General features: G+C 48.3%; 26 protein-coding genes and 1 riboswitch. Of the genes, 13 read left to right on the forward strand and 13 right to left on the reverse strand.

The window, feature by feature from the left end; translation table 11 throughout:
* Positions 1 to 241 precede the first annotated feature (241 nt).
* Positions 242 to 345: riboswitch (SAM riboswitch) on the forward strand.
* 62 nt (positions 346 to 407) lie between these two features.
* Positions 408 to 1,166, forward strand: a complete 759-nt coding sequence (locus tag ABIC15_RS13290) for an alpha/beta hydrolase (protein WP_251138838.1) — start codon at positions 408 to 410, stop codon at positions 1,164 to 1,166.
* A gap of 67 nt (positions 1,167 to 1,233) precedes the next feature.
* On the opposite strand, the gene ABIC15_RS13295 is transcribed toward ABIC15_RS13290, so the two are convergent.
* Positions 1,234 to 1,854, reverse strand: coding sequence for a thymidine kinase (locus ABIC15_RS13295; RefSeq protein ID WP_131502427.1), 621 nt, complete (start codon positions 1,852 to 1,854; stop codon positions 1,234 to 1,236).
* Positions 1,855 to 2,031: 177 nt separating this feature from the next.
* Here ABIC15_RS13295 and ABIC15_RS13300 point away from each other — a divergent pair, with 177 nt between their 5' ends.
* Positions 2,032 to 2,682 (forward strand): DedA family protein, encoded by a 651-nt coding sequence (locus ABIC15_RS13300; RefSeq protein ID WP_214855864.1) that lies wholly within the window; start codon positions 2,032 to 2,034, stop codon positions 2,680 to 2,682.
* Between the two features lie 35 nt (positions 2,683 to 2,717).
* Here ABIC15_RS13300 and ABIC15_RS13305 read toward each other — a convergent pair whose 3' ends face one another.
* Both ABIC15_RS13305 and rho read right to left on the reverse strand, forming a co-directional pair.
* On the reverse strand, positions 2,718 to 2,963 hold the full coding sequence (locus tag ABIC15_RS13305) for a type B 50S ribosomal protein L31 (protein WP_012371588.1): 246 nt from the start codon (positions 2,961 to 2,963) through the stop codon (positions 2,718 to 2,720).
* A 97-nt stretch (positions 2,964 to 3,060) separates the two neighbouring features.
* The gene (rho, locus tag ABIC15_RS13310) at positions 3,061 to 4,425 is read right to left on the reverse strand and encodes a transcription termination factor Rho (protein WP_131502429.1); all 1,365 of its coding nucleotides are present in this window, start codon (positions 4,423 to 4,425) and stop codon (positions 3,061 to 3,063) included.
* A 360-nt stretch (positions 4,426 to 4,785) separates the two neighbouring features.
* On the opposite strand from rho, the gene ABIC15_RS13315 reads away from it, so the two are divergent.
* Together ABIC15_RS13315 and ABIC15_RS13320 are read left to right on the forward strand one after the other, a co-directional pair.
* Positions 4,786 to 5,469, forward strand: coding sequence for a C40 family peptidase (locus ABIC15_RS13315; RefSeq protein WP_131502430.1), 684 nt, complete (start codon positions 4,786 to 4,788; stop codon positions 5,467 to 5,469).
* Between the two features lie 72 nt (positions 5,470 to 5,541).
* Positions 5,542 to 6,315 carry an SDR family NAD(P)-dependent oxidoreductase gene (locus ABIC15_RS13320; protein ID WP_354020914.1) on the forward strand — a complete coding sequence of 258 codons (774 nt, stop codon included), beginning with the start codon at positions 5,542 to 5,544 and terminating at the stop codon, positions 6,313 to 6,315.
* A gap of 648 nt (positions 6,316 to 6,963) precedes the next feature.
* Here ABIC15_RS13320 and glpX read toward each other — a convergent pair.
* The 5 genes from glpX to ABIC15_RS13345 form a co-directional block, all read right to left on the reverse strand.
* The gene (gene glpX / locus ABIC15_RS13325; protein WP_114597299.1) at positions 6,964 to 7,929 is read right to left on the reverse strand and encodes a class II fructose-bisphosphatase; all 966 of its coding nucleotides are present in this window, start codon (positions 7,927 to 7,929) and stop codon (positions 6,964 to 6,966) included.
* A 31-nt stretch (positions 7,930 to 7,960) separates the two neighbouring features.
* Positions 7,961 to 9,208 (reverse strand): UDP-N-acetylglucosamine 1-carboxyvinyltransferase, encoded by a 1,248-nt coding sequence (gene murA, locus ABIC15_RS13330; RefSeq protein ID WP_114597298.1) that lies wholly within the window; start codon positions 9,206 to 9,208, stop codon positions 7,961 to 7,963.
* 27 nt (positions 9,209 to 9,235) lie between these two features.
* Entirely contained in the window at positions 9,236 to 9,883 is a 648-nt protein-coding gene (gene fsa / locus ABIC15_RS13335; protein ID WP_012371594.1) for a fructose-6-phosphate aldolase, read from the reverse strand.
* Positions 9,884 to 10,047: 164 nt separating this feature from the next.
* Complete coding sequence (gene fba, locus ABIC15_RS13340) at positions 10,048 to 10,902, reverse strand: class II fructose-1,6-bisphosphate aldolase (protein ID WP_012371595.1); 855 nt, start codon at positions 10,900 to 10,902, stop codon at positions 10,048 to 10,050.
* Between the two features lie 132 nt (positions 10,903 to 11,034).
* Complete coding sequence (locus ABIC15_RS13345) at positions 11,035 to 11,409, reverse strand: response regulator (RefSeq protein ID WP_026827306.1); 375 nt, start codon at positions 11,407 to 11,409, stop codon at positions 11,035 to 11,037.
* Positions 11,410 to 11,502: 93 nt separating this feature from the next.
* On the opposite strand from ABIC15_RS13345, the gene ABIC15_RS13350 reads away from it, so the two are divergent.
* Positions 11,503 to 12,012 carry a DUF2529 family protein gene (locus ABIC15_RS13350; protein WP_354020915.1) on the forward strand — a complete coding sequence of 170 codons (510 nt, stop codon included), beginning with the start codon at positions 11,503 to 11,505 and terminating at the stop codon, positions 12,010 to 12,012.
* Positions 12,013 to 12,092: 80 nt separating this feature from the next.
* On the opposite strand, the gene ABIC15_RS13355 is transcribed toward ABIC15_RS13350, so the two are convergent.
* A complete protein-coding gene (locus ABIC15_RS13355) occupies positions 12,093 to 13,688 on the reverse strand; it encodes a CTP synthase (protein ID WP_114597297.1) in 1,596 nt (531 codons plus the stop codon).
* A 254-nt stretch (positions 13,689 to 13,942) separates the two neighbouring features.
* A complete protein-coding gene (rpoE, locus tag ABIC15_RS13360; protein ID WP_114597296.1) occupies positions 13,943 to 14,467 on the reverse strand; it encodes a DNA-directed RNA polymerase subunit delta in 525 nt (174 codons plus the stop codon).
* A gap of 170 nt (positions 14,468 to 14,637) precedes the next feature.
* On the opposite strand from rpoE, the gene ABIC15_RS13365 reads away from it, so the two are divergent.
* The 4 genes from ABIC15_RS13365 (at position 14,638) to ABIC15_RS13380 (ending at position 16,431) form a co-directional block, all read left to right on the forward strand.
* Positions 14,638 to 15,087 (forward strand): GNAT family N-acetyltransferase, encoded by a 450-nt coding sequence (locus tag ABIC15_RS13365; protein WP_354020916.1) that lies wholly within the window; start codon positions 14,638 to 14,640, stop codon positions 15,085 to 15,087.
* Between the two features lie 36 nt (positions 15,088 to 15,123).
* Positions 15,124 to 15,441: an ArsR/SmtB family transcription factor gene (locus tag ABIC15_RS13370; RefSeq protein WP_012371601.1), complete on the forward strand. Its 318-nt coding sequence runs from the start codon at positions 15,124 to 15,126 to the stop codon at positions 15,439 to 15,441.
* Positions 15,442 to 15,510: 69 nt separating this feature from the next.
* Positions 15,511 to 15,939, forward strand: coding sequence for a DMT family transporter (locus ABIC15_RS13375; protein ID WP_026827301.1), 429 nt, complete (start codon positions 15,511 to 15,513; stop codon positions 15,937 to 15,939).
* Positions 15,940 to 15,951: 12 nt separating this feature from the next.
* Positions 15,952 to 16,431 carry a DMT family transporter gene (locus tag ABIC15_RS13380; protein WP_026827300.1) on the forward strand — a complete coding sequence of 160 codons (480 nt, stop codon included), beginning with the start codon at positions 15,952 to 15,954 and terminating at the stop codon, positions 16,429 to 16,431.
* Between the two features lie 57 nt (positions 16,432 to 16,488).
* On the opposite strand, the gene ABIC15_RS13385 is transcribed toward ABIC15_RS13380, so the two are convergent.
* The 3 genes from ABIC15_RS13385 to ABIC15_RS13395 are packed head-to-tail and all read right to left on the reverse strand — an operon-like array spanning position 16,489 to position 18,736.
* Positions 16,489 to 16,941 (reverse strand): heme-degrading domain-containing protein, encoded by a 453-nt coding sequence (locus ABIC15_RS13385; protein ID WP_354020917.1) that lies wholly within the window; start codon positions 16,939 to 16,941, stop codon positions 16,489 to 16,491.
* On the reverse strand, positions 16,938 to 17,978 hold the full coding sequence (locus ABIC15_RS13390) for a Gfo/Idh/MocA family oxidoreductase (RefSeq protein ID WP_354020918.1): 1,041 nt from the start codon (positions 17,976 to 17,978) through the stop codon (positions 16,938 to 16,940). The genes ABIC15_RS13385 and ABIC15_RS13390 overlap by 4 nt, the downstream gene beginning before the upstream one ends.
* A gap of 2 nt (positions 17,979 to 17,980) precedes the next feature.
* Positions 17,981 to 18,736, reverse strand: a complete 756-nt coding sequence (locus tag ABIC15_RS13395; RefSeq protein WP_354020919.1) for a DeoR/GlpR family DNA-binding transcription regulator — start codon at positions 18,734 to 18,736, stop codon at positions 17,981 to 17,983.
* 131 nt (positions 18,737 to 18,867) lie between these two features.
* Here ABIC15_RS13395 and ABIC15_RS13400 point away from each other — a divergent pair, with 131 nt between their 5' ends.
* From ABIC15_RS13400 to ABIC15_RS13415, 4 genes are read left to right on the forward strand one after another with little or no spacing between them, the layout of a single operon-like run.
* A complete protein-coding gene (locus tag ABIC15_RS13400; protein WP_012371607.1) occupies positions 18,868 to 19,707 on the forward strand; it encodes an SDR family NAD(P)-dependent oxidoreductase in 840 nt (279 codons plus the stop codon).
* Between the two features lie 19 nt (positions 19,708 to 19,726).
* Positions 19,727 to 20,116 carry a diguanylate cyclase gene (locus tag ABIC15_RS13405; protein WP_354020946.1) on the forward strand — a complete coding sequence of 130 codons (390 nt, stop codon included), beginning with the start codon at positions 19,727 to 19,729 and terminating at the stop codon, positions 20,114 to 20,116.
* A complete protein-coding gene (locus ABIC15_RS13410) occupies positions 20,113 to 20,439 on the forward strand; it encodes a potassium channel family protein (RefSeq protein ID WP_071500571.1) in 327 nt (108 codons plus the stop codon). Before ABIC15_RS13405 ends, ABIC15_RS13410 begins: the two co-directional genes overlap by 4 nt.
* Positions 20,440 to 20,453: 14 nt before the next feature.
* Positions 20,454 to 21,086 carry a hypothetical protein gene (locus ABIC15_RS13415; RefSeq protein WP_131502443.1) on the forward strand — a complete coding sequence of 211 codons (633 nt, stop codon included), beginning with the start codon at positions 20,454 to 20,456 and terminating at the stop codon, positions 21,084 to 21,086.
* The last annotated feature ends 11 nt before the right edge of the window (positions 21,087 to 21,097 follow it).

A 21,097-nucleotide genomic window follows, 5' to 3' on the forward strand; every position in this document is an offset into this window, starting at 1 on the left:
CAACAATTACGATACCGGGGTTTTCGCTTTTTTTCTATGTTCGATTTAAAATCCGATGGATTTTATGTGTCAACCACACCTTATGGTGATGAGCCAAAATAAACCATATGACCCATATCGATTTTTGTCCCGGGACAAACCGGATCGTTGTCTGAATTTTGACGCCTGTTCAAGAGAGTTTGACAATTCATTTCCGCCAATGCTATCATCTTCTCAATGATTAATCCGACAATTCCTATACGATATATCAAGAGTGGACGAGAGACCTGGCTCTAGGACTCCACGGCAACCTGCTGTTATGCAAGGTGCTCCGACCAGCAAAGCGGTTGCTTTGGATGATACACACGAGAAACTCGTTTGCGTCCAAAGCCAAACGGGTTTTTATTTTTGAAATGGAGGACGAGATGATGAGTATGGTTTATCCTGTTATACCGGGTGCGGAAGCCTTTTCCTTAGGACGCGGATCCGTCGGCATTTTGCTCTGTCATGGTTTTAACGCAACGCCGCAAAGCGTTCGGGCTGTAGGAGAACAGTTCGCAGAACAAGGTTTCTCCGTCTATGCCCCTCGCCTGCACGGTCACGGGACCGATGTCCGGGAATTCGAAGCGACGACGGCAGATGACTGGAAACAGAGCTTGCGTGACGGCTTCGAACAGTTAGCCGGACGGTGCGAATCGATCTTCATCGTCGGACAATCGATGGGGGCGACACTTGCCCTGTCACTTGCCGCTGAAGGTCTCCCGATTGCAGGAATCATCACGATAAATGCCGCCTTGTCCGTCCCTGCTTACGAAGCCTTATCCTTCACCGATTGTCCGGTCTATCTGCCGGAAAGCACCCCTGATATCAAGCAGACCGCTTTTGAAATCATCTATGATCTTGTCCCCGCAGTTTGTGCTTCGGAACTGTTACGACTCATTGATGACACGCGACTACACTTAGCGACGATTCAAATTCCGACACTTATTTTATATTCTGCTGAGGATCACGTCGTCCCGCCGGCCTGTTCCGATTATTTGTACCGGACGATTGGGGCAACAGATAAACGCAGTTATTGTCTGCTCGACTCGTACCATGTCGCGACGCTTGACCATGATCAAAAGACGATTGTCCGTGAGACCTTACAATTCATCGAACAGTTCAGCCGGTTGACACGAACCGGTTGATAAAAAAAAGCGAACGATTCCCGGCCGTGAGGCCAAAGAATCGTTCGCTTTTTCAAATCGTCTATTCTCAATTTTGCTGTTGTTTTTTCCATTCCTGTAACGGTTGCGGTTTGCCCGGAACTTGATGACAATGACGGCAACGCGGTTCATAGGATTCAGACGCCCCGACGAGAATGATTGGATCATTGTAGTTTGCCGGCTTCCCGTCAATCAATCGTTGTGTCCGTGACGCCGGATCTCCGCATGACAGACAAATCGCCTGTAATTTCGTCACGAATTCCGCACGTGCCAGTAATTCAGGCATCTTGCCGAATGGCTCGGCCCGAAAATCCTGATCGAGTCCCGCACAAATAACGCGTTTGCCATCTTGAGCCAGTGCTTCGATGACTGCGACAATCTCATCGTCAAAAAATTGAACTTCGTCAATCGCGACGATTTGCGTCTCTTCCGCCACTGCTGCATAGACATCACGGCTCGTCGCCATCGGAATCGCAATGACCGAGTTGCCGATATGCGACACGACATGCTCTTCATGATACCGGTCATCGATTGCCGGCTTGAACACTTGAACCGGTAACTTTCCATACTGTGCCCGTCTGACACGACGGATCAGTTCTTCTGACTTGCCGGAAAACATACTTCCGCAAATCACTTCAATCCAACCATATTGATTGATCACATGCATCATCGTAAACACCGTCCTCTAAATTAGTCACTTTAACGAGTATAGCCCGAATCTAAATTGAGAAAAAGGATTGACTTCTAAAAATCAAAAACCCTTGCCAAATTCGCCACTTTCTTCATCTTCTCATTTCAACTGGTATGTATTTCCTGTACACTGAAAGAGAAGTTTCTTTGAAGGAAGGTGACTCCGATTCATCACATATTACATGAAGTCCTCCATCAATATGGAGCGTTCGGACTCGCAATTCTTCTGGCCGGTGGAATCGTCGGTCTTCCGGTTCCAGACGAGACGTTACTCGTCATGTCAGGATTCTGGATGCATCATGGTGATTTGCCGCTCGTCGGGACAATTCTTGCTGCCTATGCCGGCAGTTGTATCGGAATGACAATCAGCTATGTGCTCGGTCTGAAACTTGGAATGCCGTTGCTCCATCGAATGGCTCCGAAGTTACGTATTTCTGAAAAACATATTTTCAAAGCAGAAGCCGGATTTTTACGTTACGGAAAAACGGTTTTAATCATCGGTTATTACATACCCGGTCTCCGGCAACTGTCCGCTTTTTTTGCCGGCGTCTCGAAAATGCCGTTCCGGATCTTCGTTACTTATGCCTATACCGGTGCTTTAATTTGGATCAGTGTCTTTTTAGGAGCAGGTTATTTCCTAGGTCGTCATTTTTCCTTCAGTCTTTTACTCGAACATTTTGCGAACAATCCGGATACACTTCCGTATCTGATTGGTGCTGCCGGTGGAATCGGTCTATCCTTCGTTTTAAAAACGTATCTGGCGTACCGTGCCAAGTTCTGTCTATACAAAAACAGCCTGCTCCAGTAATGGAGACAGGCTGTTTTTTAATACTGAAGTCGCAATTACTTGCGGCCGTATTTTTTGTTGAAGCGATCGACACGACCGTCTGCAGCGTTGAACTTTTGACGACCAGTGTAGAATGGGTGCGAGTCCGAAGACACATCCACACGGATGAGTGGGTACTCGTTTCCATCTTCCCAAGTGATTGTCTCGTTCGAAGAACGTGTAGAACCAGTCAAGAATTTGTACTCAGTAGTTGAGTCCATAAATACAACTTTGTTGTAGTTTGGGTGAATTCCTTGTTTCATGGTTGTTTTCTCTCCTTCCGCCCTGGTTCATTTGCTGAGCCAGAGTAAGTTACCTTCCTATACTAAACGATTTTTTCATGTCCCGCAATACCTATTTTCAAGTCGTTGTGTCGGTTTTCGTCACACGTGGTTTAACAGGTGCGCGCCGTACGGGTTTCTTCTTTTCTTTCTCCAGTTCGACAAAAAATTCTTCGTTATTTTTCGTGTCCCGAATCTTGCGTAAGAAGCTGTCGACGAACTCATTGGACTCGTTCATCGTCCGGCGGATCGTCCACAAGGCATCGAGCTGATCTTGCGGTAACAGCAACTCTTCTTTCCGTGTTCCGGATTTCCGGATATCGATGGCCGGGAAGATCCGGCGCTCGGATAATTTTCGGTCCAGATGCAGTTCCATATTGCCGGTTCCTTTAAACTCTTCATAGATGACATCATCCATCCGTGAACCGGTTTCGACGAGTGCCGTCGCAAGAATCGTCAGACTGCCACCGTGTTCGATATTCCGGGCGGCACCGAAAAAGCGTTTCGGTTTGTGGAAGGCTGCCGGGTCAATCCCTCCGGACAATGTCCGACCGCTTTGCGGAACAGTTAAGTTATAAGCCCGCGTCAACCGTGTAATCGAGTCCATTAAAATAACGACATCTTTTTTATGTTCGACGAGACGCATCGCCCGCTCAAGGACAAGTTCCGAAATCCGGACGTGGTTGTCCGGTGTTTCGTCAAACGTTGAACTGACGACATCCGCTCCGGGGACAGAACGTTCGATGTCCGTCACTTCTTCCGGCCGTTCGTCAATCAACAGAATAATCAATTCAACATCCGGATGATTCACCTGGATCGAATTGGCGATTTCTTTTAATAGAGAAGTCTTACCTGCTTTTGGCGGCGCGACAATCAAACCGCGTTGGCCAAATCCAACCGGGGCAATCATATCCATCACCCGGACCGACAAATGACGCGGTTCTGTCTCAAGACGCATCAGACGATCTGGATAGATCGGTGTCAATGCCGGGAAGAACAGACGATTGCGCGCCGTATCCGGTGCTTCTCCATTGACGGCTTCCACACTTAAAAGACCTTGGAACCGTTCATTTTCTTTTGGCGGCCGGACTTTTCCAGTCACGACGTCTCCGTTACGGAGATTAAAGCGGCGGATTTGTGAGGCGGCGATGTAGATATCTTCAGAGGATTGCGAATAGTTGATAGGACGAAGGAAGCCGAAGCCGCCATCATTTTGCATTTGTGGGTTTCCGGGGATAACTTCGAGTACCCCTTCGAGGAAATAAAGACCGGTGGATTCTGCTTGCGCTTTAAGAATCTTGAACATCAATTCACGCTTACGCGCCTCTCGGTACTGTGGTACGTTTTTTGTTTTTGCAATCTCATATAAATCTTTTAATGTCAGGTTGCTGAGTTGAGCGAGTGTATAGGAACGTTCTGGTTTGTCAGTTTTTTCAGTTGGCATATGCATTCACCTATTCTTCGTATAAATTCAGGAGCAAAGGATGTAATCATCATGGTGCGATGATCATGTTGTATATTCTTCGTGAATTAAAGGTATCACATTTCATCCATTTCGTCGTGATTTAAGAAATGGGAATTTCTTCTTTGTAATATTCGAGTATATTATTGCATTTATGTTACAAAAACGTCATGTTTTGTAGCGGAACTGAAAAAACGTTTTCATGTCTCCGCATGCTAAGATAATCGTGCAGAGAAAAACTTACACAGTTGTAAGGCAAACTGCTTAAACAAACACTTAATGAGATACATCATATAACTCGGTTTTCAAAACTACTTTAAAATGACATGGAGGATTTCACATATGAAACGTTTTCTAGCATCGGTCGCAACGGCAGCATTAGTGGTTTCAGGATTTGCATCAGTGGGAACAGATAAGGTTGAGGCAGCTTCTACAGTAACGAAAGTTAAAATCACAGACAGCGGATTACGTGTTCGGACGGGTCCTTCTACAAAAGCAAGCATCGTTGGTAAAGTAAACGCAGGCCAAACATTTACATACAAAGGTAAATCAGGCAGCTGGACTAAAATTTCATACGGTGGAAAAACACGTTATGTTTCTACACAGTATACGAAAACATACAAGTCTTCTACTTCAACGGCTAAAAAATCAACAACTTCATCTTCAACACGTACACGCCTTCTAAGCGAAGCAGCTAAACATAAAGGAACTCCTTATGTATGGGGCGGAACGACAACTCGTGGATTTGACTGCTCTGGTTTCACAAGCTACGTCTACAAAAAAGCAGCGGGCAAAACATTGCCACGTACGTCTTCTTCACAATATTCTTCTTCTAGAAAAGTAAGTGTCTCAAACGTTCAACCTGGAGATCTTGTTTTCTTCTCACACGGTAGCGGCATTCAACACGTCGGTATGGCAACAAGCAAAACAAGCATGGTGAACTCAGAAACAGGTGGCGTCAAGTACTCAAGCTTCAAATCAGGTTACTGGGGTTCACGCCTTGTCGGCGCGGGTTCATACCTATAATTGAACAAACCAAGCGGTTGAGCATCGGCTCGATCGCTTTTTTTCTACCCTATTACATAAGGAGGACGGATCATGAACGTATTAATTACCGGCGCTTCTGCCGGAATCGGGCGCGAACTGGCCTATCTGCATGCCGAACAAGGACATCACCTGTTACTGGTCGGACGGAACGTCGAACAACTTTTCGAAACGAAACACTTTGTCGAACAACGCGACGGATCTGCCGTCGTGCTTCCGTATGATATCGGGCAAACCGTTCAAATCGAAGCCTTGTTACGTGCGACAGAAAACATTCCGGTTGATATCTTGATCAATAATGCCGGGTTTGGTCTGTATGGGGAGTTTGTCGAAACTGATTTATCCCGTGAACTTAACATGATTGACGTCAATATTCGGGCACTGACGCATTTGACGAAAGCGTTTGCCCGACGGATGAAAGTTCAAGGTAGCGGACGGATCATTCAGATTGCTTCGACTTCTTCTTTTCATGGCGGTCCTTTCATGAGCGTCTACTATGCGACAAAAGCGTACGTCCTCAGTTTTTCAGAAGCTTTGGCCGATGAACTCGCTCCTTACAATATTCAGGTGACGGCTGTTTGTCCGGGCGCAACGCATACGGACTTCGCTAAAACAGCCGATCTTGCAACATCCGGATTGTTTAAACGACCGGGTATCATGGATGCCAAAACAGTTGCAAGGCTTTCCTTCACCGGATACATGAAAGGAAAAACGCTTGTCATCCCCGGTCGCAGTAATGCAGTGTATGTCTTTATGACACGTTTTTTCACACGTCGTAAACTCGTCCAGATGACACATCAATTGCAGGCTCCGACAGACAGTCTTTAATACAGTTTTATAATTTCCATGCGATTGGACTTTTATAAATTTGATATCAGAGCCTGACTCATCCGTCACTCCAAAATCAATTCTCATGACGAACGTTTCCTACATCCTCGCTTTCCACGGGCGGGAGACAAGCCGCGGCAGCTCGAATTAATATGCAATAATCTGCCGGGTCTTCCCTATCCCTGACGGAAGTACTAATCGCGCTTCCTTTTCCCGTAGGAGTCGAGAATGTATGTCTTCGTTCTACAGGAATCAAATAGCCGATGATCCTTTTCATGGGACCATCGGCTGTTTCTATGCTCATTTACGACAGTTTGGTGAGTAATTGAGATACCTCATACAAATGCTCTTATTTCTTGTACAACAAGAAAAAAGAAGCAGATTTCCGGATTAAATACCGAAAATCTACCTCCCTCCATTCATTTTTTGAATCACGACTCGCATACAGCATCAAACTGCATTCCCTTTTCGAAAAGAATTACGTTCTTCACTCGACTCCTACGGGAAAAAGCGTGGTGTTCCGCGCTGTCAGAGACAAACAAGACCCGACTACTTGTCCATTTGGACAAAGTAGGCGCGGCTTGTGTCTCGCCCGAGGAAAGCGGGTGAAGAAAATGTAGATTCTTTTGGATAAGCCCGTCATCCCAATTACTTAATAACGAGTTTCGGTTTTTTCTTGAACGAGTGAATTCCTTCAACGAAACGAACTGTTCCCGACTTCGCACGCATGACGACCGAGTGCGTTTGACCGCCTTGTGCCGTGAACTGAACACCTTTCATCAACTCGCTGTCCGTGACACCGGTTGCTGCGAAGATGCAGTCATCTCCCGTGACAAGATCATCCATCATGAGGATTTTCGACGGATCTTCAATCCCCATCTTCTTGCATCGTGCGACTTCCGCTTCATCTGCCGGTAAGAGCCGGCCTTGAAGTTCTCCGCCGAGACATTTTAACGCAACGGCTGCCAGAACACCTTCCGGCGCTCCGCCTGAACCGAGCAGAATATCAATCCCTGTGTGCGGGAAAGCCGTATTGATGGCTGCTGCGACATCTCCGTCCCCAATCAGACGAATCCGTGCCCCTGTTGCGCGAATCCGTTGAATGATTTCTTCATGACGTTCCCGGTCAAGAATCGAGACGACGACGTCTTCGATTTCTTTGTTTTTCGCTTTTGCGACGGCCGCGATGTTTTCTTCAATCGTCGCATCCAGGCTGACGTGTCCTGCTGCTTCCGGTCCGACAGCAATCTTATCCATGTACATATCCGGTGCATGTAATAAGTCTCCCGCATCGGCGACCGCAAGAACTGCGAGTGCGCCCCATGTTCCTTTAGCGACGATGTTCGTGCCTTCGAGCGGATCGACGGCGACGTCAAGACGGGGTCCGTATCCATTTCCGAGTTTCTCACCGATATAAAGCATCGGTGCTTCATCCATTTCCCCTTCGCCGATGACGACCGTTCCTTTCATCGGGATCGTATCAAATACATCACGCATGGCGCTTGTTGCTGCGTCATCTGCCTCGTTTTTCAAGCCCTTCCCCATCCAGCGTGCCGAAGCCAGTGCTGCTGCCTCCGTTACGCGTACGAGTTCCATTGATAAACTTCTCTCCATGTGTATAATCCCCTCTCCCTAACTGAAAACCTTAAACCGTTTCGCGCCAAACAAGAGCCCCGAGTCCTTTTAACTTCTCGACGAACTGTTCATAGCTTTGATCAAGTACTTCTGCATGGTGTAATGACGTCTCACCGGAAGCAAGCATTCCACTTAACACGAGTGCCGCTGCACCGCGCGGATCATGAGCTTCAATTTCCGTACCACGTAACGCTTCACCACCACGGATGATGATCGAAGCGTCTTCGTGGGTAATTCGTGCATTCAACCGCCGCATCTCCTGGACATGCCGGAAACGTTGAGGATACAACTTATCGACGACGACACTCGCGCCTTTCGGTTTCAACAGGACAGCCGAGATGACCGGTTGCAGATCGCTCGGAAAGCCGCCGTAGTGAAAAACACGAATATCGATCGGTTTCGCCATATCGATGGACGCTGTGACCGAATCATCCGCCAACTCGATGTTAGCCCCGAACCGTTCCAGCTTTTGAATGATGCTTTCAAGATGTAACGGAATGACGTTATCGACGGTCACACGACCGAGGACTGCTCCCATTGCCAGGAACGTACCCGCTTCCATCCGGTCGGGAATCAAAGTATGGCGGCATCCTTGAAGCGTCTTGACGCCTTTGATTCGAATCTCATCGGTCCCTGCACCTTTGACACTCGCACCCATATTCGTCAACATCGTACTGACGTCGATGACTTCCGGATCACACGCTGCATTTTCAATGACCGTCGTCCCTTCCGCCATGACGGCGACCAGCAAAGCACTGATCGTCGCACCGAATGAAGGAAGATCCAAATAGATTCGGTTTCCCTTCAACTCTTCGACATGCATGTAGTAAACCCCTTGTTCATTTCGCATCGCGACACCAAGTCGTTCCAGTGCCTTGATGTGTAAATCAATCGGTCGAGGACCGATGGCATAACCACCGGGCAGACCGACGACCCCCTGTTTGAATCGCGCCGCGAGGACACTCATCAGATAAATCGATCCACGTAACTTTCGTGTATCTGTCCCTGTGAGCGGCATCGGTTCGACATGACTCGGGTCAATCGTCACCATATCGCCTTGACGTGTTACGACGGCTCCAAGCATCTCAATGATTTGGATCATCGTCGCAACGTCGCCAATGTCCGGTACCCCCTCAAGAATGACCTGTTGATCGGTCAGTAATGCTGCCGCGAGACACGGAATCGCACTCTGTTTCGATCCACTGATCATGACGGTTCCTTCAAGACGTTGTTGTCCTACGATATGCAAAATGTCCACATTCCATCAACCTTTCTCTACAATCTATTATTGCTGCGCTTTTTCCCAGTCAGCAAGGAAACGTTCGATCCCCTGTGTCGTTAACGGGTGTTGCGTCAGTGACTCAATGACATTGAGCGGAATCGTCGCGATGTCAGCTCCGGCGAGTGCCGCATTCGTGACGTGCACCGGATTACGGACAGAAGCCGCGATGATTTGTGTCGGAATATCATGAATGACGAAAATTTGAGCAATCGTCTCGACCAGTCCCATTCCATCTTGACCGATATCATCCAGACGACCGAGGAACGGTGATACGTATGTCGCACCGGCACGTGCCGCGAGCAAGGCCTGGTTCGGGTTGAAAATCAATGTGACGTTCGTCGTGATGTTTTCTTTCGAAAGAGCTGCGACGGCTTCGAGTCCTGCCGGTGTCATCGGAACCTTTACCGTAATGTTCGGTGCAATCTGAGCAAGTTCCTTCCCTTCCCGAATCATTCCTTCTGCATCAAGCGCAATGACTTCGGCACTGACGGAGACGTCTCCGACGATCTCACAAATTTCGCGCAGTCGTGTATGGAAATCGACGCCTTCTTTCGCGACGAGTGACGGGTTTGTTGTGACCCCGTCCAAAATCCCCATTTTATGTGCTTTTTTAATATCCTCTACGTTTGCTGTGTCGATAAAAAATCTCATCTCTCTCTTTCCCCTTTCATCCCTTAAAATATCCCTTGAAATCGCTTACTCTTCCATTATAAATTTTTTCGCTGAGAAGTCCTAACGTTTTCCAAAACAATCTGCTGATTTAGATGAAAAAAAGCACGATAGACGAGTGTCTACCGTGCTTTAGGCATGGAAAATTAAGCTTTGTTGCTTGAACCGAACTCACGCATCTTACCGATGACAGTTTGTTTGATTGCTTCGCGACCTGGTGCGATGAATACGCGTGGGTCATATGCTTCTGGTTTCTCAGCTAAGACTTCACGAACCACTTTCGCGAACGAAATCTGGTTTTCCGTGTTGACGTTGATTTTCGAAGTACCAAGCGAAATGGCTTTTTCGATATCGTGTGTCGGGATTCCTGTTCCACCGTGAAGAACGAGTGGAAGGTTTGTTGCGTTACGGATTTCTTCCATTTCAGTGAAACCAAGGTTTGGTTCACCTTTGTATGGTCCGTGAACAGAACCGAGTGCAGGAGCAAGCGTGTCGATTCCAGTTTCTTTGACGATACGAACGCAGTCGTCAAGTTTCGCGTACATGACATCACCGATGACGTCGTCTTCTTGTCCGCCAACTGTACCAACTTCCGCTTCGACTGAAACACCTTTCGAATGCGCATACTCAACAACAGCTTTTGTTGTTTCGATGTTTGTGTCGATCGGGCTATGTGAATCGTCGATCATTACAGATGTAAATCCAGCGTCGATCGCTTCTTTACATTTTTCAACGCTCGAACCGTGGTCGAGGTGGATTGCAACAGGAACTGTTACTTTCATGTCGTGAACGAGACCTTCTACCATTTTAACAACAGTATAGAATCCGCCCATGTGACGTGCTGCACCTTCAGATACTCCAAGAATAACCGGCGACTGCTCTTCTTGAGCCGCACCGAGTACTGCTTGAGTCCACTCGAGGTTGTTGATGTTGAATTGACCTACTGCGTACTTACCTTCGAGAGCTTTGTTTAACATGTCTGTCATAGATACTAATGGCATAATGACATCCTCCTCTGTTTTGATCGCTACTTACACGTAAACGTGCATTTTCAGACTGATTATAACACACTGATTCACCGGAACGTACAGCATTTCACTCCGAATTTAGGATTGTGACGACGACGTGAAGGATTAACCGCTTACATCGTTCGAAATTTGCACAGTCACTTCTTTTTTTAATTCAAAGATGTCAAACGGCTTTCCGAAGAAGGCGACGACACCGAGTCGTTTCGCTTCTTCCATCGCTTCTGTTTCGTCCAAAGCGGTCATCAGAATCGTCCGGATCCGTCGTCCGACCTCGTCCTGATGACGCAATACTTCAAGACCGGTTCGGCCCGGCATATTGACATCCATCAATAATAAGTCGTATTCCGTCTCTTTCAGCCGTTCGATCGTCTCAAGACCATCGACAGCGACATCGGTCGTATATCCTTGCGCCCGAAACAATTGTGCCAGTAAATTCCGAATCCCCGGTTCATCTTCCGCGATGAGTAATCTTCCTTTCATCTCCCACACTCCTCCTCTAGTTATTTCCATTCTACATGAAAGCAAAACTTGCTATATACTGTGTGTGAGAGAAATTTAGAGAGGATGTTAGAAATGCTGAAAATTTTAGCGACACAATTCAACGGAAAACTACAAACGCTTACAAAACAGGAAGACGAATTGTTCGATGTCGTCCGCCTGCTTGCACAGGCACTCGTCGGTCAAGGAAAAGTCTATCTCGATGCCTATGGCGAGTTTGAAGGACTGTATCCAATGCTGTCCGACGGTCCGGACCAGATGAAGCGTGTCACGAAAATTAAGGATCATAAAACCCTCCATGCGGTCGACCGTGTGTTGATTTTCACACCGGATACGGAACGCTCCGATCTGCTCGCCTCACTCGCCCGCTATGACGCCTGGCACACACCGTATTCAATCATCACGCTCGGCGACATGACCGAAACACTCGAACGTTCGATTGCACCGCTTGCCTTAAAATTCGATAAGGGACTGCTTCCGGCTGAAGACGGTTCCCGTCACGGGTTGCCGAGTCTCGCGCTTGGCGCCTTCTTGTTAACGCACATCCTGACGCAGTTACAGGAGATGACGGAAGAGTGGGAATGACGCTTTTCTTCTATAATAATAAACAGAACACCCCTGTCTCCAATTTGGAAACAGGGGTGTTTAATCGTTTGCTTTATTCCTTATTCACCAAGTGATGCTTGGATGAAGTCATGGAACAGAGCTTGCGGACGCTCTGGACGCGAAATCAATTCCGGGTGGAACTGACATGCGACGAACCATTTGTGTTCTGGAATCTCGATGATTTCAACGAGACGGCCATCCGGGCTTGTACCGGAGAAGATCATGCCGTTTGCTTCGAACTGCTCACGGAATTCGTTGCCGAACTCATAACGGTGACGGTGACGCTCGTACACGAGTTCGCTTGAATACGCGGCACGTGCTTTTGAACCGTCTTCGAGCTTACACGGATACAGACCAAGACGAAGTGTTCCGCCGAGATCCTCGATGTCTTTTTGTTCCGGAAGCAAGTCGATGATCGGATACGGTGTCGCCGGATCGATTTCTGCCGAGTGCGCTCCTTGTAAGTTCAGGACGTTACGGGCGAACTCAACTGTCGCCAATTGCATACCGAGACAAATACCGAAGAACGGTACATTGTTTTCACGGGCAAAACGTGTTGCTTCGATTTTCCCTTCGATTCCACGCTCTCCGAATCCACCCGGGACAAGGATTCCGTTTGCTGAACCTAGGAGTTCTTGAACGTTTTCACGTGTGACGTCTTCTGCATTGATCCAGTCGATTTCAATGTCGCTGTTAAATGCAAAACCGGCATGCTTCAACGCTTCTGCAACCGAGATGTACGCATCACGCAATTCAACGTATTTCCCGACAAGTGCGATTTTCGTTTTCTTCTCGAGATGTGTCACCGTGTGGACGAGTTGTTTCCACGCTGTCATATCAGCAGCCGGTGTATCGAACTTGAAGTAGTCACAGACAAGCTGGTCCATACCTTGACGTTGCAGGTTAAGCGGTACTTCATAGAGTGTCGATGCATCCTTCGCTTCGATGACGGCTTCCGGACGTGTATCACAGAAGAGAGCAATTTTATCTTTCATTTCTTGTGGTACATCATGCTCGGCACGAAGCACGATGATATCCGGCTGAATACCGTAGCTGCGGAGTTCTTTGACACTGTGTTGTGTCGGTTTTGTCTTCAGCTCGCCTGCAGCTGCAAGATAGGGAACAAGCGTACAGTGAACGTACATGACGTTCTCTTTTCCGATATCGTTTTTCACCTGACGAATGGCTTCGATGAACGGAAGCGATTCGATATCCCCTACTGTTCCACCAATCTCCGTGATGACGACATCTGCACCTGTTTCTTTTCCGGCACGGAAGACACGGTCTTTGATTTCATTCGTGATGTGCGGAATGACCTGAACCGTTCCCCCGTTGTAATCACCGCGACGTTCTTTTTTAAGAACCGTCGAGTAAATCCGGCCGGATGTCACGTTCGCATTCTGGCTGAGATTGATGTCGATGAACCGTTCGTAGTGACCAAGGTCAAGATCGGTTTCAGCGCCATCATCCGTGACGAATACTTCCCCGTGCTGGTACGGGCTCATCGTTCCCGGGTCGATGTTGATGTACGGGTCGAATTTTTGGATTGTGACGTTGAGGCCACGGTTTTTCAAGAGGCGGGCGAGTGATGCTGCCGTGATCCCTTTACCGAGTGAAGATACTACCCCACCGGTTACGAAAATATACTTTGTCATGATTAAATTGCTCCCTTCCCGAGTCCAAAAATCTGTCAGAGGTCGTTAAAAAATAAAAAAGCAAAAGTGCCCCCATTCACAGGAGACACTTTTGCTGAAATTAAGCACGTTGCTTAAAGAAGCCCATGACTAACTTACGTCATTCCGAAAACTTCGTCAAGCAGATTTTTTAAAGAAAAAAATCACACGTACTTGTGTCAGCCGTCAACGAAAAAACTACCATTTTCATGTTCAAAAATGGCAGGTTGCGGTTGTTAAACTTCTTCGTCATCTTCCTCGAAATCTTCGAGGTCTTCTTCATCCAAATCGTCTTCAAGGTCATCAATGACCGCAACTTTTTTGAATGTGTCTTCTTCGCTGTCGTCTGCTGCATCGTAATCAGCTGTTTTCGCGAACGTATCGAGATCATCTTCGATCGTCTCGAATTCATCTTCTTCTGCATCGTAGTTGAACTCTTCTTCGAACTCATCGAGTTCACCACGTTGACGGGCTTCGATGACCAAATCCTCATCGGATTTATCAAACGGGTACCAAGCACGAAGCGACCAACGGTTAGCTCCGACGTTAACGAAGTTCCCATCGATGTTCATATCCGTATAGAGTTGGGCAAGTTTCTCGAACTTATCCTCTTCATTTGTAAACGTATGATATTTTTCGATTTCTTTCGTGATGTCATCGAAAGTGATAGGCTGTTCGCCCGCTTCTTGCAGCATTTCATTGACGAAGTTAATCAGTGAAAGATCAGTAATTTCTTCTTTACTTAAACGGCTGAGGCTCATTGTGACGGCCACTTCCTTTCATTTGCGTTCAATCCATTACTTCTCATTATACGCAAAAGGGCTTTTAAAAATCCAGTCCCTCGCAAAAAAAGATTCATCAAAAAAGAAAATCGGGTTTTTGACAGGGCCGAAAAAGGAATAATCCAAAAGAAAAGAAGGAGGAATCGCGGATGGATGTGACAATCGAACGGGTGAACGATTTTGATGGATACAACTGGCTTCCGTTGCTCGCTAAAAGTTCCCAGGAAGGATTCCAACTCGTCGAGCGGATGTTACGAAACCGTCGGGAGGAATCATTTCAAGAAGACGGGGAAGCGATGTTCGTCGCCCTGTCGACGACTAATCAAGTCCTCGCGTGCGGCGGATATATGAAGCAAGCCGGTCAAGCCCGAACAGGCCGGATCCGTCATGTCTATGTATTGCCGGAAGCCCGGTCGCACGGAATCGGGACTGCCTTACTGGAAAAAATCATGTCTGAAGCATTTTTGACGTATGACCGACTCGTATTGTACAGCGAACAGGCTGATCCGTTTTATCAAGGTCTCGGATTTCAGCTCGTTTCCGGCGAAAAAATCACGCACACTCTGGATAAAACATCTTTTGCGAAGACAAACCGATGAATTGACATATCGGAAAGTATCGATTAGATTGATGGCATGACACAACAAGTAGATCTTTTTAAAGCGTTGTCGAACGAAGTCCGACTCGACATCCTGCGCTGGCTCAAAGATCCAGAGACTCATTTCAATAAACCGGCTGCCCACTTGTCAACGAATCTCGCTGAAAAAGGAGGCGTCTGTGTCGGTGATATCCAGGAGAAGGCGAATTTGTCCCAATCCACGGTATCCCAGTACTTGGCGATGTTACAAAAAGTCGGATTGCTCGAATCCGAACGTCACGGCAAGTGGACGTATTACCGTCGAAATGAAGAAAAGATCAACGAGCTGGCAGAGTATCTAAAAGGAGAACTCTAAGGGGTTTTCCTTTGTTCATGTATCGACAATTCTCGATATATAGATTCGAAAAGAAAGAAGGAACGGATTGTGAAATTTATTTATTACCTGCTCGCTTTACTCGCCGGTATCGCACTCAGTATTGAAGGCGCGATTTATGGGGAGCTTGGCAACAGCATCGGGAAACTCGAAAGCAGTTTTTATAATTTCTTCGCCGGTACGATCATCATTGGCATCATCACGCTTTTTTTCGGAAAGGGTTCGCTCGGCTATACATTCAAGGCACCGAAATGGACGTTGCTGGGCGGATTACTCGGGAGCATCTATTTGACAATCCTGATCATCAGCATCCCGCTTGTCGGTGTCGGACTCGCCATGATCAGTGTCATCATCGGTCAGATGATTGCCAGTATGATCATTGAACATAAAGGCTGGCTCGGGAGTCCCCGTGTCGCCATCAACAAAGACAAATTGATCGCATCCGGCCTGATGGTCATTGCGCTATTTTTGATTTTCTAAGGAGGAAACTTGATGAATATCGCATTACTCGGCATGACGCTGCTCGGAGGAATTCTTCTCAGCGCCCAGTCTTCAATCAACGGTGCCTTCGGTCAAAAAGCCGGCGCACTCGAAAGTACGTTTTTAACTTTTTTCACCGGCATGCTCCTGCTTGCACTCGCTGTCCTCTTTTTCGGACAAGGAGATGTCCTGCTGATTCTTGATGCTCCCCGGTGGCAACTCAGTGCCGTCTGGTTTGGTGTCAGTTATCTCTTCCTGACCATCCTCGCTGTTCCGAAAATCGGGGTCACGGCAGCCAGTATCGCAACCGTCATCGGACAGTTGTCAGCCGGAATGGTGCTGGATCACTTCGGGACATTTGGTGGCGTCGAAGTGGCGTTTGATCTGAAACGTTTTGCCGGTCTGTTGTTTATGCTCGCCGCCTTGTTCTTTATCTATCGCGGGAACAAGCGACGTGTCGAGGCACCCGCCTCCGACTCGATGGCTTCTTGAGACCATACAAAACCGGGAGTGTCTTCAACTCGAAGGCACTCCCGGTTTTTCGTCTGCTTACTTTTTTAAAAAGGCTAATGCATCAACCGCCAGCTGATGATCGGCTTCCTGCGACAAACCGGATACGGTAATCGTTCCGATGACACCAACACCTTCGACCCGGACCGGAAATGATCCGCCGGCATCGGCATAGTCGGCCGGATCGACGGCATACATTGTATGGTAGGAGCGGTTTTTACTTTCGTTATATAGCCGCATGTAGAGTGAGCTGTGTCCGTGCCGGAGGACGACGTTTGATTTTCGCCGGATCCACTCTTCCTGATCCGGTGCCGTCCCATCAAGTGCCGCATAAAACAGTCGTTGTCCGTTCCGTTTCAACTCGACGGCGACGCTGAGTTGCTCCTGCATGGCCCGGTCGATGACATACTGTCCGGCACGAAGCGCATCCTGATTCGTAAAGCTGCGCAACGTCAGTGTCTCTTCTTGCGCCAATAATTCCGTCAGATTCATTGATCCCACTCCTTCCGGAAAACTTTCCGTCCCGTCTCACTGCTCAAGCGAACGGCCTCGATGAGTTGCATCGTCTTGAGCGCATCCGTCAAATCGACCGGCATGTCACCCGTCTTCAGCCCTGCAGCAAGTGCTTTGTAAAACCCAAGATAATTCCCCGAAAGTGTCGCCAATCGTTCAGCCGGATGATCCGCAATTTGCAGACATCCGTAATTCACAGCTTCCTCTTGACCGATCGCGGCATCAACCGTCTGTCCGGACGCGAGGCGTGCTTCCTGCGGATCCATTCCGTATTTGATGTAACTGCCGCGTGTGGCATGCAGTTCAAACCGTGGTGTTGCTCCTTGGATAAAGGAATTCGACCGTAAGATGACCCGGCGTTTCCCGTAACATAACGTAATGTGGAATCCGTCATCCGTCTCCGCTCCGTCACGCTGGAATAAAACATCGCCGACGACCGCATCCGGTTCACCGAACAAAGCGAGTGCCTGATCAATCAGGTGTGAACCGAGATCAAATAAAATACCGGAACCCGGTCCTGCCTTTTCCCGCCAGCGATCCCGTACGACCGGACGATAGCGGTCAAACCGTGATTCGAACAATTGCCAATCTCCGATTTCATTCATCTCGATCAATTGTTCCACCGTCAGGAAATCGCCGTCGTAACGGCGGTTTTGATAGACGGCGACATAGACGCCGTGATGCGTCGCGAGACGTTGCAGTTCAATCGCTTCTTCCATCGTCACGACCGCCGGTTTTTCGAGCAGGACATGTTTTTTGGCTTCGATGGCCTGTTTCGTCATCTCGAAATGTAAAGCTGTTGGTGTCGTGATGATGACAAGTTCCGTCTGTTCATCCTGTAAGGCCTCTTCAAGTGTCCCAATCACGTCGGCTTCCGGGAAAACGGCCGCTACTTTATCGGCTTGGCTGGATACGACTTGCCGAACCGTATATTCGGGCAACGCCTGAATCAACGGCGCGTGAAACGTTACGGCTGAAAATCCGAATCCGACCAATGTCGTTTGAATCGTCGTCATGTTTATTCCTCCTCTGCTGTTTCGAGCAAGATATCGGCTTCTTGCAGCCACTTTTGCCATTGTTCGGTTGGACGTTCATCCGTAATCAGGACATCGATCTGATCCAGATCACAGACTTTGTGCAGAAAACGTTTCTCGAACTTCGTATGGTCCGCCAGTACGATCACTTCCGCGCTACTGCGGATCATCGCCTTTTTCACGATTGCTTCTTCCAGATTTTCCGCGAATATCCCCTGTTCCGTCAGCCCGCATGCTCCAAGGAATACACGGTCGACCTGATAGTTCAAAATATCATCCGCTGTCTTAATCCCGACGAGACTGCGTGCATGCCGGTCCCATTTTCCTCCGGTCACATACAAATCAATTTCCGGACGGGCCTCCAGTTGTTCGACGACAGCTAGTGCATTCGTAATGATTTGGAGCGGTTGCGCCGGCAGATGAACCGTCATCCGGGCGACCGTCGAAGCTGCATCGAGGATGATTGTTTGGTCCGGCTGAACGTACCGGACGGCGTGTTTCGCAATCCGGTTCTTTTCCGGCTGTTCGGTCCGCCGGTCATACTGAACGGTCGTATTTGTCCCGACACGGATCAAACCGTTTTTGACCCGGATGATTTTCCCTTCTCGCTCGAGCTGAATCAAATCACGCCGGGCTGTGTCCCGGGAAATCCGGTACTCTTCCATCAGCTGATCAAGTGAAATTTCAGGTGTCGTCTTGATCCATTCGCGCATTTGTTGAAGTCGATCCTGTTGAGCCATCTTCCTTTTCCTCCTGCTCTTTTTCTTCATTTTAAGTTTTTACATTACATAATGCAATTTTTACTTAAAATAACTTCGCTCAATTCGGGTAAAGAATGGTATAGCCTGGAATTCAAGAGGAGGAATGACGCATGCGTACGATTTTCATTACCGGTGCTTCGTCCGGGATCGGTCTCGCGACGGCGACACGTTTTGCTGAAGAAGGATGGACGGTATATGCCGGAACCCGTGAACTGACTCCGGCACTGGAAAAAGCCGCCTTACCGCATTTGCATTTCCTTGAAGTCGATGTCACGGACCTGATGAGTTTAAAACAGGCCGTCTCCGTCATTGAGCAAGAAGTTGGTCATTTGAATGCTTTATTCTGCAACGCCGGACAAGGCTTGTTACGCGCACTCGGACAAGCGACGAGTTATGAAATCACTCAGCTGTTTGATATCAATGTGTTTGGTGTCATGCGGACGATTGAATGTTGTCTGCCGCTCCTGAAAGCCGCTCCGAACGGCAGTCATTTATTAGCCACCTCGAGCATCAGCGGACTGGTCGGTCAGCCGATGAACGAAATCTATTGTGCCAGCAAGTTTGCACTGGAAGGGTTGTTCGAAAGCTTAGCTACTTATTACAAACCGTTTTTCTCGATCGATGTCACGTTGATCGAACCGGCTGCCGTCGAGACGAACTTCACAGCAAGCGTCCTCGACCGTCTTGAGCAGACAGGCGGATTGCACGAAGATGATTTCAAACCGATCATCGAAAGTTATTTACGGACGTACCGCGTCCGGCACGCCGAGCGCCAGTCGCCGGAAACGATCGCCGAGTTGATCTTTAAACTCGTCCATGCCGATGAGAAGCCGTTGCGTGTCCGGACCGCTCCGGAAGACGAAGCCTTCGTCGCCCATAAAACGGCAAACGATCCGTCCGGTCTCGTCGGGACACTCAAAACCCGGCAACTGACACTAAATTTAGACTGATTCCCCTTTTGTTCAAAACATATCAGATTCGTCCTTTTCTTCTTTTTATGAACGGACCGGGCAAGCGATTCTCAAACAAGACAGTATCATGGTCGTCGTCGTTGACCTGGATGGTTGCAAAGGCATCAATGATACGTACGACCATCAAATCGGCGATGCCTTTTTGATTCACTTAACCCGGTTGCTCGAACAGACCGTTAAACCACTCGGTTTCGCTGCCCGCGTCGGCGGCGATGAATTCTTTTTGCTACTGCAGAATCAAACACCGGACCATGGCATTAGTTTGGATACACTGATTCATCATGCCGATCAGGCCATGTATCATATCAAATACAATGGTAAAAACGGATACCGGATTCATGATACACTCTATTCGGTCCAGCGACCGTCCGAAGGAGGTACACGATGATTTCGATGCTTGCGATTTTTTCACGGTTATTCAAAGGATTACGCCATGCTTTCCAGTTATCATATTTCCGTGGTCTATTGATCCTTTGTCTGTTGACATTGCTGTCCGGAACGATTTTTTACAGCACTCAGGAAAATTTAACCGTCATCGATGCGCTGTATTTTTGTATCACGACGCTTAGCACGGTCGGGCATCCGACGTTTGCTCCTGTCACGACACTCGGGAAAGTCTTTACGATGGCTTATATTACAATCGGATGTGGTTTATTCCTTACGTTGATTGCCACACTCGCCTATGTCTTAATCAAGGAACAGGAAGACTGAAAGGAGATGTCGGGATGCGGCAAGCAGCCATTCAAAATAACTTCGATTGGTGTCGCCTGATTTGTGAACTGAACGGATGTACCGTCACGGAAACACTCGACAGTTGGAAAGCGACAGGTAACGTCCCGCCGCTCTATCCGGAAATGATGGTCCGGGCGCATCAACAGCAGCTCGATCTGACTGGCGTCATGAGTATCAAGGACTGTACCGCCAGCTATGATTTTTCACTTGCGGGACTGACACATCTGTTCACAGCGGAATGGATCGTCCGTCCGCCGATTCTCGACCGGCGCGCACTGCCGGCAGACTGGACCGTCGTGACGACTTCCGAGGACGCGGCACGTTTCTTCGCCCTCATCGAAACGCATGACTTGCCGGATACGTTATTCGAACGAACAGATGTCCGGCTCTTCTTTTCTGATGCCCAACAGGCCGGTTTCATTGCCTATTCCAACGGTCAAACGACCGGACTGTCGCATCTGACATCCGACTATCTCGATGAACGGTTGTGGGATGACATCATTCGTCTCAGTTCCGCTCACTTTCCGGGACAACACCTCGTCGGCTATGAGTATGGCGACCAATTGATTACGGCACTTGAAGCCGGGTTTGATGATATCGGTCCACTCGCCGTCTGGATGCGTTGAACATGTTCTTT

This window comes from Exiguobacterium sp. PvP048 (assembly GCF_040549175.1).
GTDB lineage: Bacteria > Bacillota > Bacilli > Exiguobacteriales > Exiguobacteriaceae > Exiguobacterium_A > Exiguobacterium_A artemiae.

Coding starts and splice junctions, on each gene's coding strand:
- ABIC15_RS13400 (WP_012371607.1), top strand. CDS start 18,868: ATGCGTACGATTTTCATTACCGGTGCTTCGTCCGGGATCGGTCTCGCG.
- rpoE (WP_114597296.1), bottom strand. CDS start 14,467: ATGAGCCTCAGCCGTTTAAGTAAAGAAGAAATTACTGATCTTTCACTG.
- ABIC15_RS13415 (WP_131502443.1), top strand. CDS start 20,454: ATGCGGCAAGCAGCCATTCAAAATAACTTCGATTGGTGTCGCCTGATT.
- fsa (WP_012371594.1), bottom strand. CDS start 9,883: ATGAGATTTTTTATCGACACAGCAAACGTAGAGGATATTAAAAAAGCA.
- ABIC15_RS13380 (WP_026827300.1), top strand. CDS start 15,952: ATGAATATCGCATTACTCGGCATGACGCTGCTCGGAGGAATTCTTCTC.
- ABIC15_RS13350 (WP_354020915.1), top strand. CDS start 11,503: ATGCTGAAAATTTTAGCGACACAATTCAACGGAAAACTACAAACGCTT.
- ABIC15_RS13410 (WP_071500571.1), top strand. CDS start 20,113: ATGATTTCGATGCTTGCGATTTTTTCACGGTTATTCAAAGGATTACGC.
- ABIC15_RS13385 (WP_354020917.1), bottom strand. CDS start 16,941: ATGAATCTGACGGAATTATTGGCGCAAGAAGAGACACTGACGTTGCGC.
- ABIC15_RS13305 (WP_012371588.1), bottom strand. CDS start 2,963: ATGAAACAAGGAATTCACCCAAACTACAACAAAGTTGTATTTATGGAC.
- ABIC15_RS13295 (WP_131502427.1), bottom strand. CDS start 1,854: ATGATGCATGTGATCAATCAATATGGTTGGATTGAAGTGATTTGCGGA.
- ABIC15_RS13390 (WP_354020918.1), bottom strand. CDS start 17,978: ATGACGACGATTCAAACGACATTGGTCGGATTCGGATTTTCAGCCGTA.
- ABIC15_RS13370 (WP_012371601.1), top strand. CDS start 15,124: ATGACACAACAAGTAGATCTTTTTAAAGCGTTGTCGAACGAAGTCCGA.
- rho (WP_131502429.1), bottom strand. CDS start 4,425: ATGCCAACTGAAAAAACTGACAAACCAGAACGTTCCTATACACTCGCT.
- ABIC15_RS13365 (WP_354020916.1), top strand. CDS start 14,638: ATGGATGTGACAATCGAACGGGTGAACGATTTTGATGGATACAACTGG.
- fba (WP_012371595.1), bottom strand. CDS start 10,902: ATGCCATTAGTATCTATGACAGACATGTTAAACAAAGCTCTCGAAGGT.
- ABIC15_RS13345 (WP_026827306.1), bottom strand. CDS start 11,409: ATGAAAGGAAGATTACTCATCGCGGAAGATGAACCGGGGATTCGGAAT.
- ABIC15_RS13315 (WP_131502430.1), top strand. CDS start 4,786: ATGAAACGTTTTCTAGCATCGGTCGCAACGGCAGCATTAGTGGTTTCA.
- ABIC15_RS13395 (WP_354020919.1), bottom strand. CDS start 18,736: ATGGCTCAACAGGATCGACTTCAACAAATGCGCGAATGGATCAAGACG.
- glpX (WP_114597299.1), bottom strand. CDS start 7,929: ATGGAGAGAAGTTTATCAATGGAACTCGTACGCGTAACGGAGGCAGCA.
- ABIC15_RS13320 (WP_354020914.1), top strand. CDS start 5,542: ATGAACGTATTAATTACCGGCGCTTCTGCCGGAATCGGGCGCGAACTG.
- ABIC15_RS13290 (WP_251138838.1), top strand. CDS start 408: ATGAGTATGGTTTATCCTGTTATACCGGGTGCGGAAGCCTTTTCCTTA.
- ABIC15_RS13355 (WP_114597297.1), bottom strand. CDS start 13,688: ATGACAAAGTATATTTTCGTAACCGGTGGGGTAGTATCTTCACTCGGT.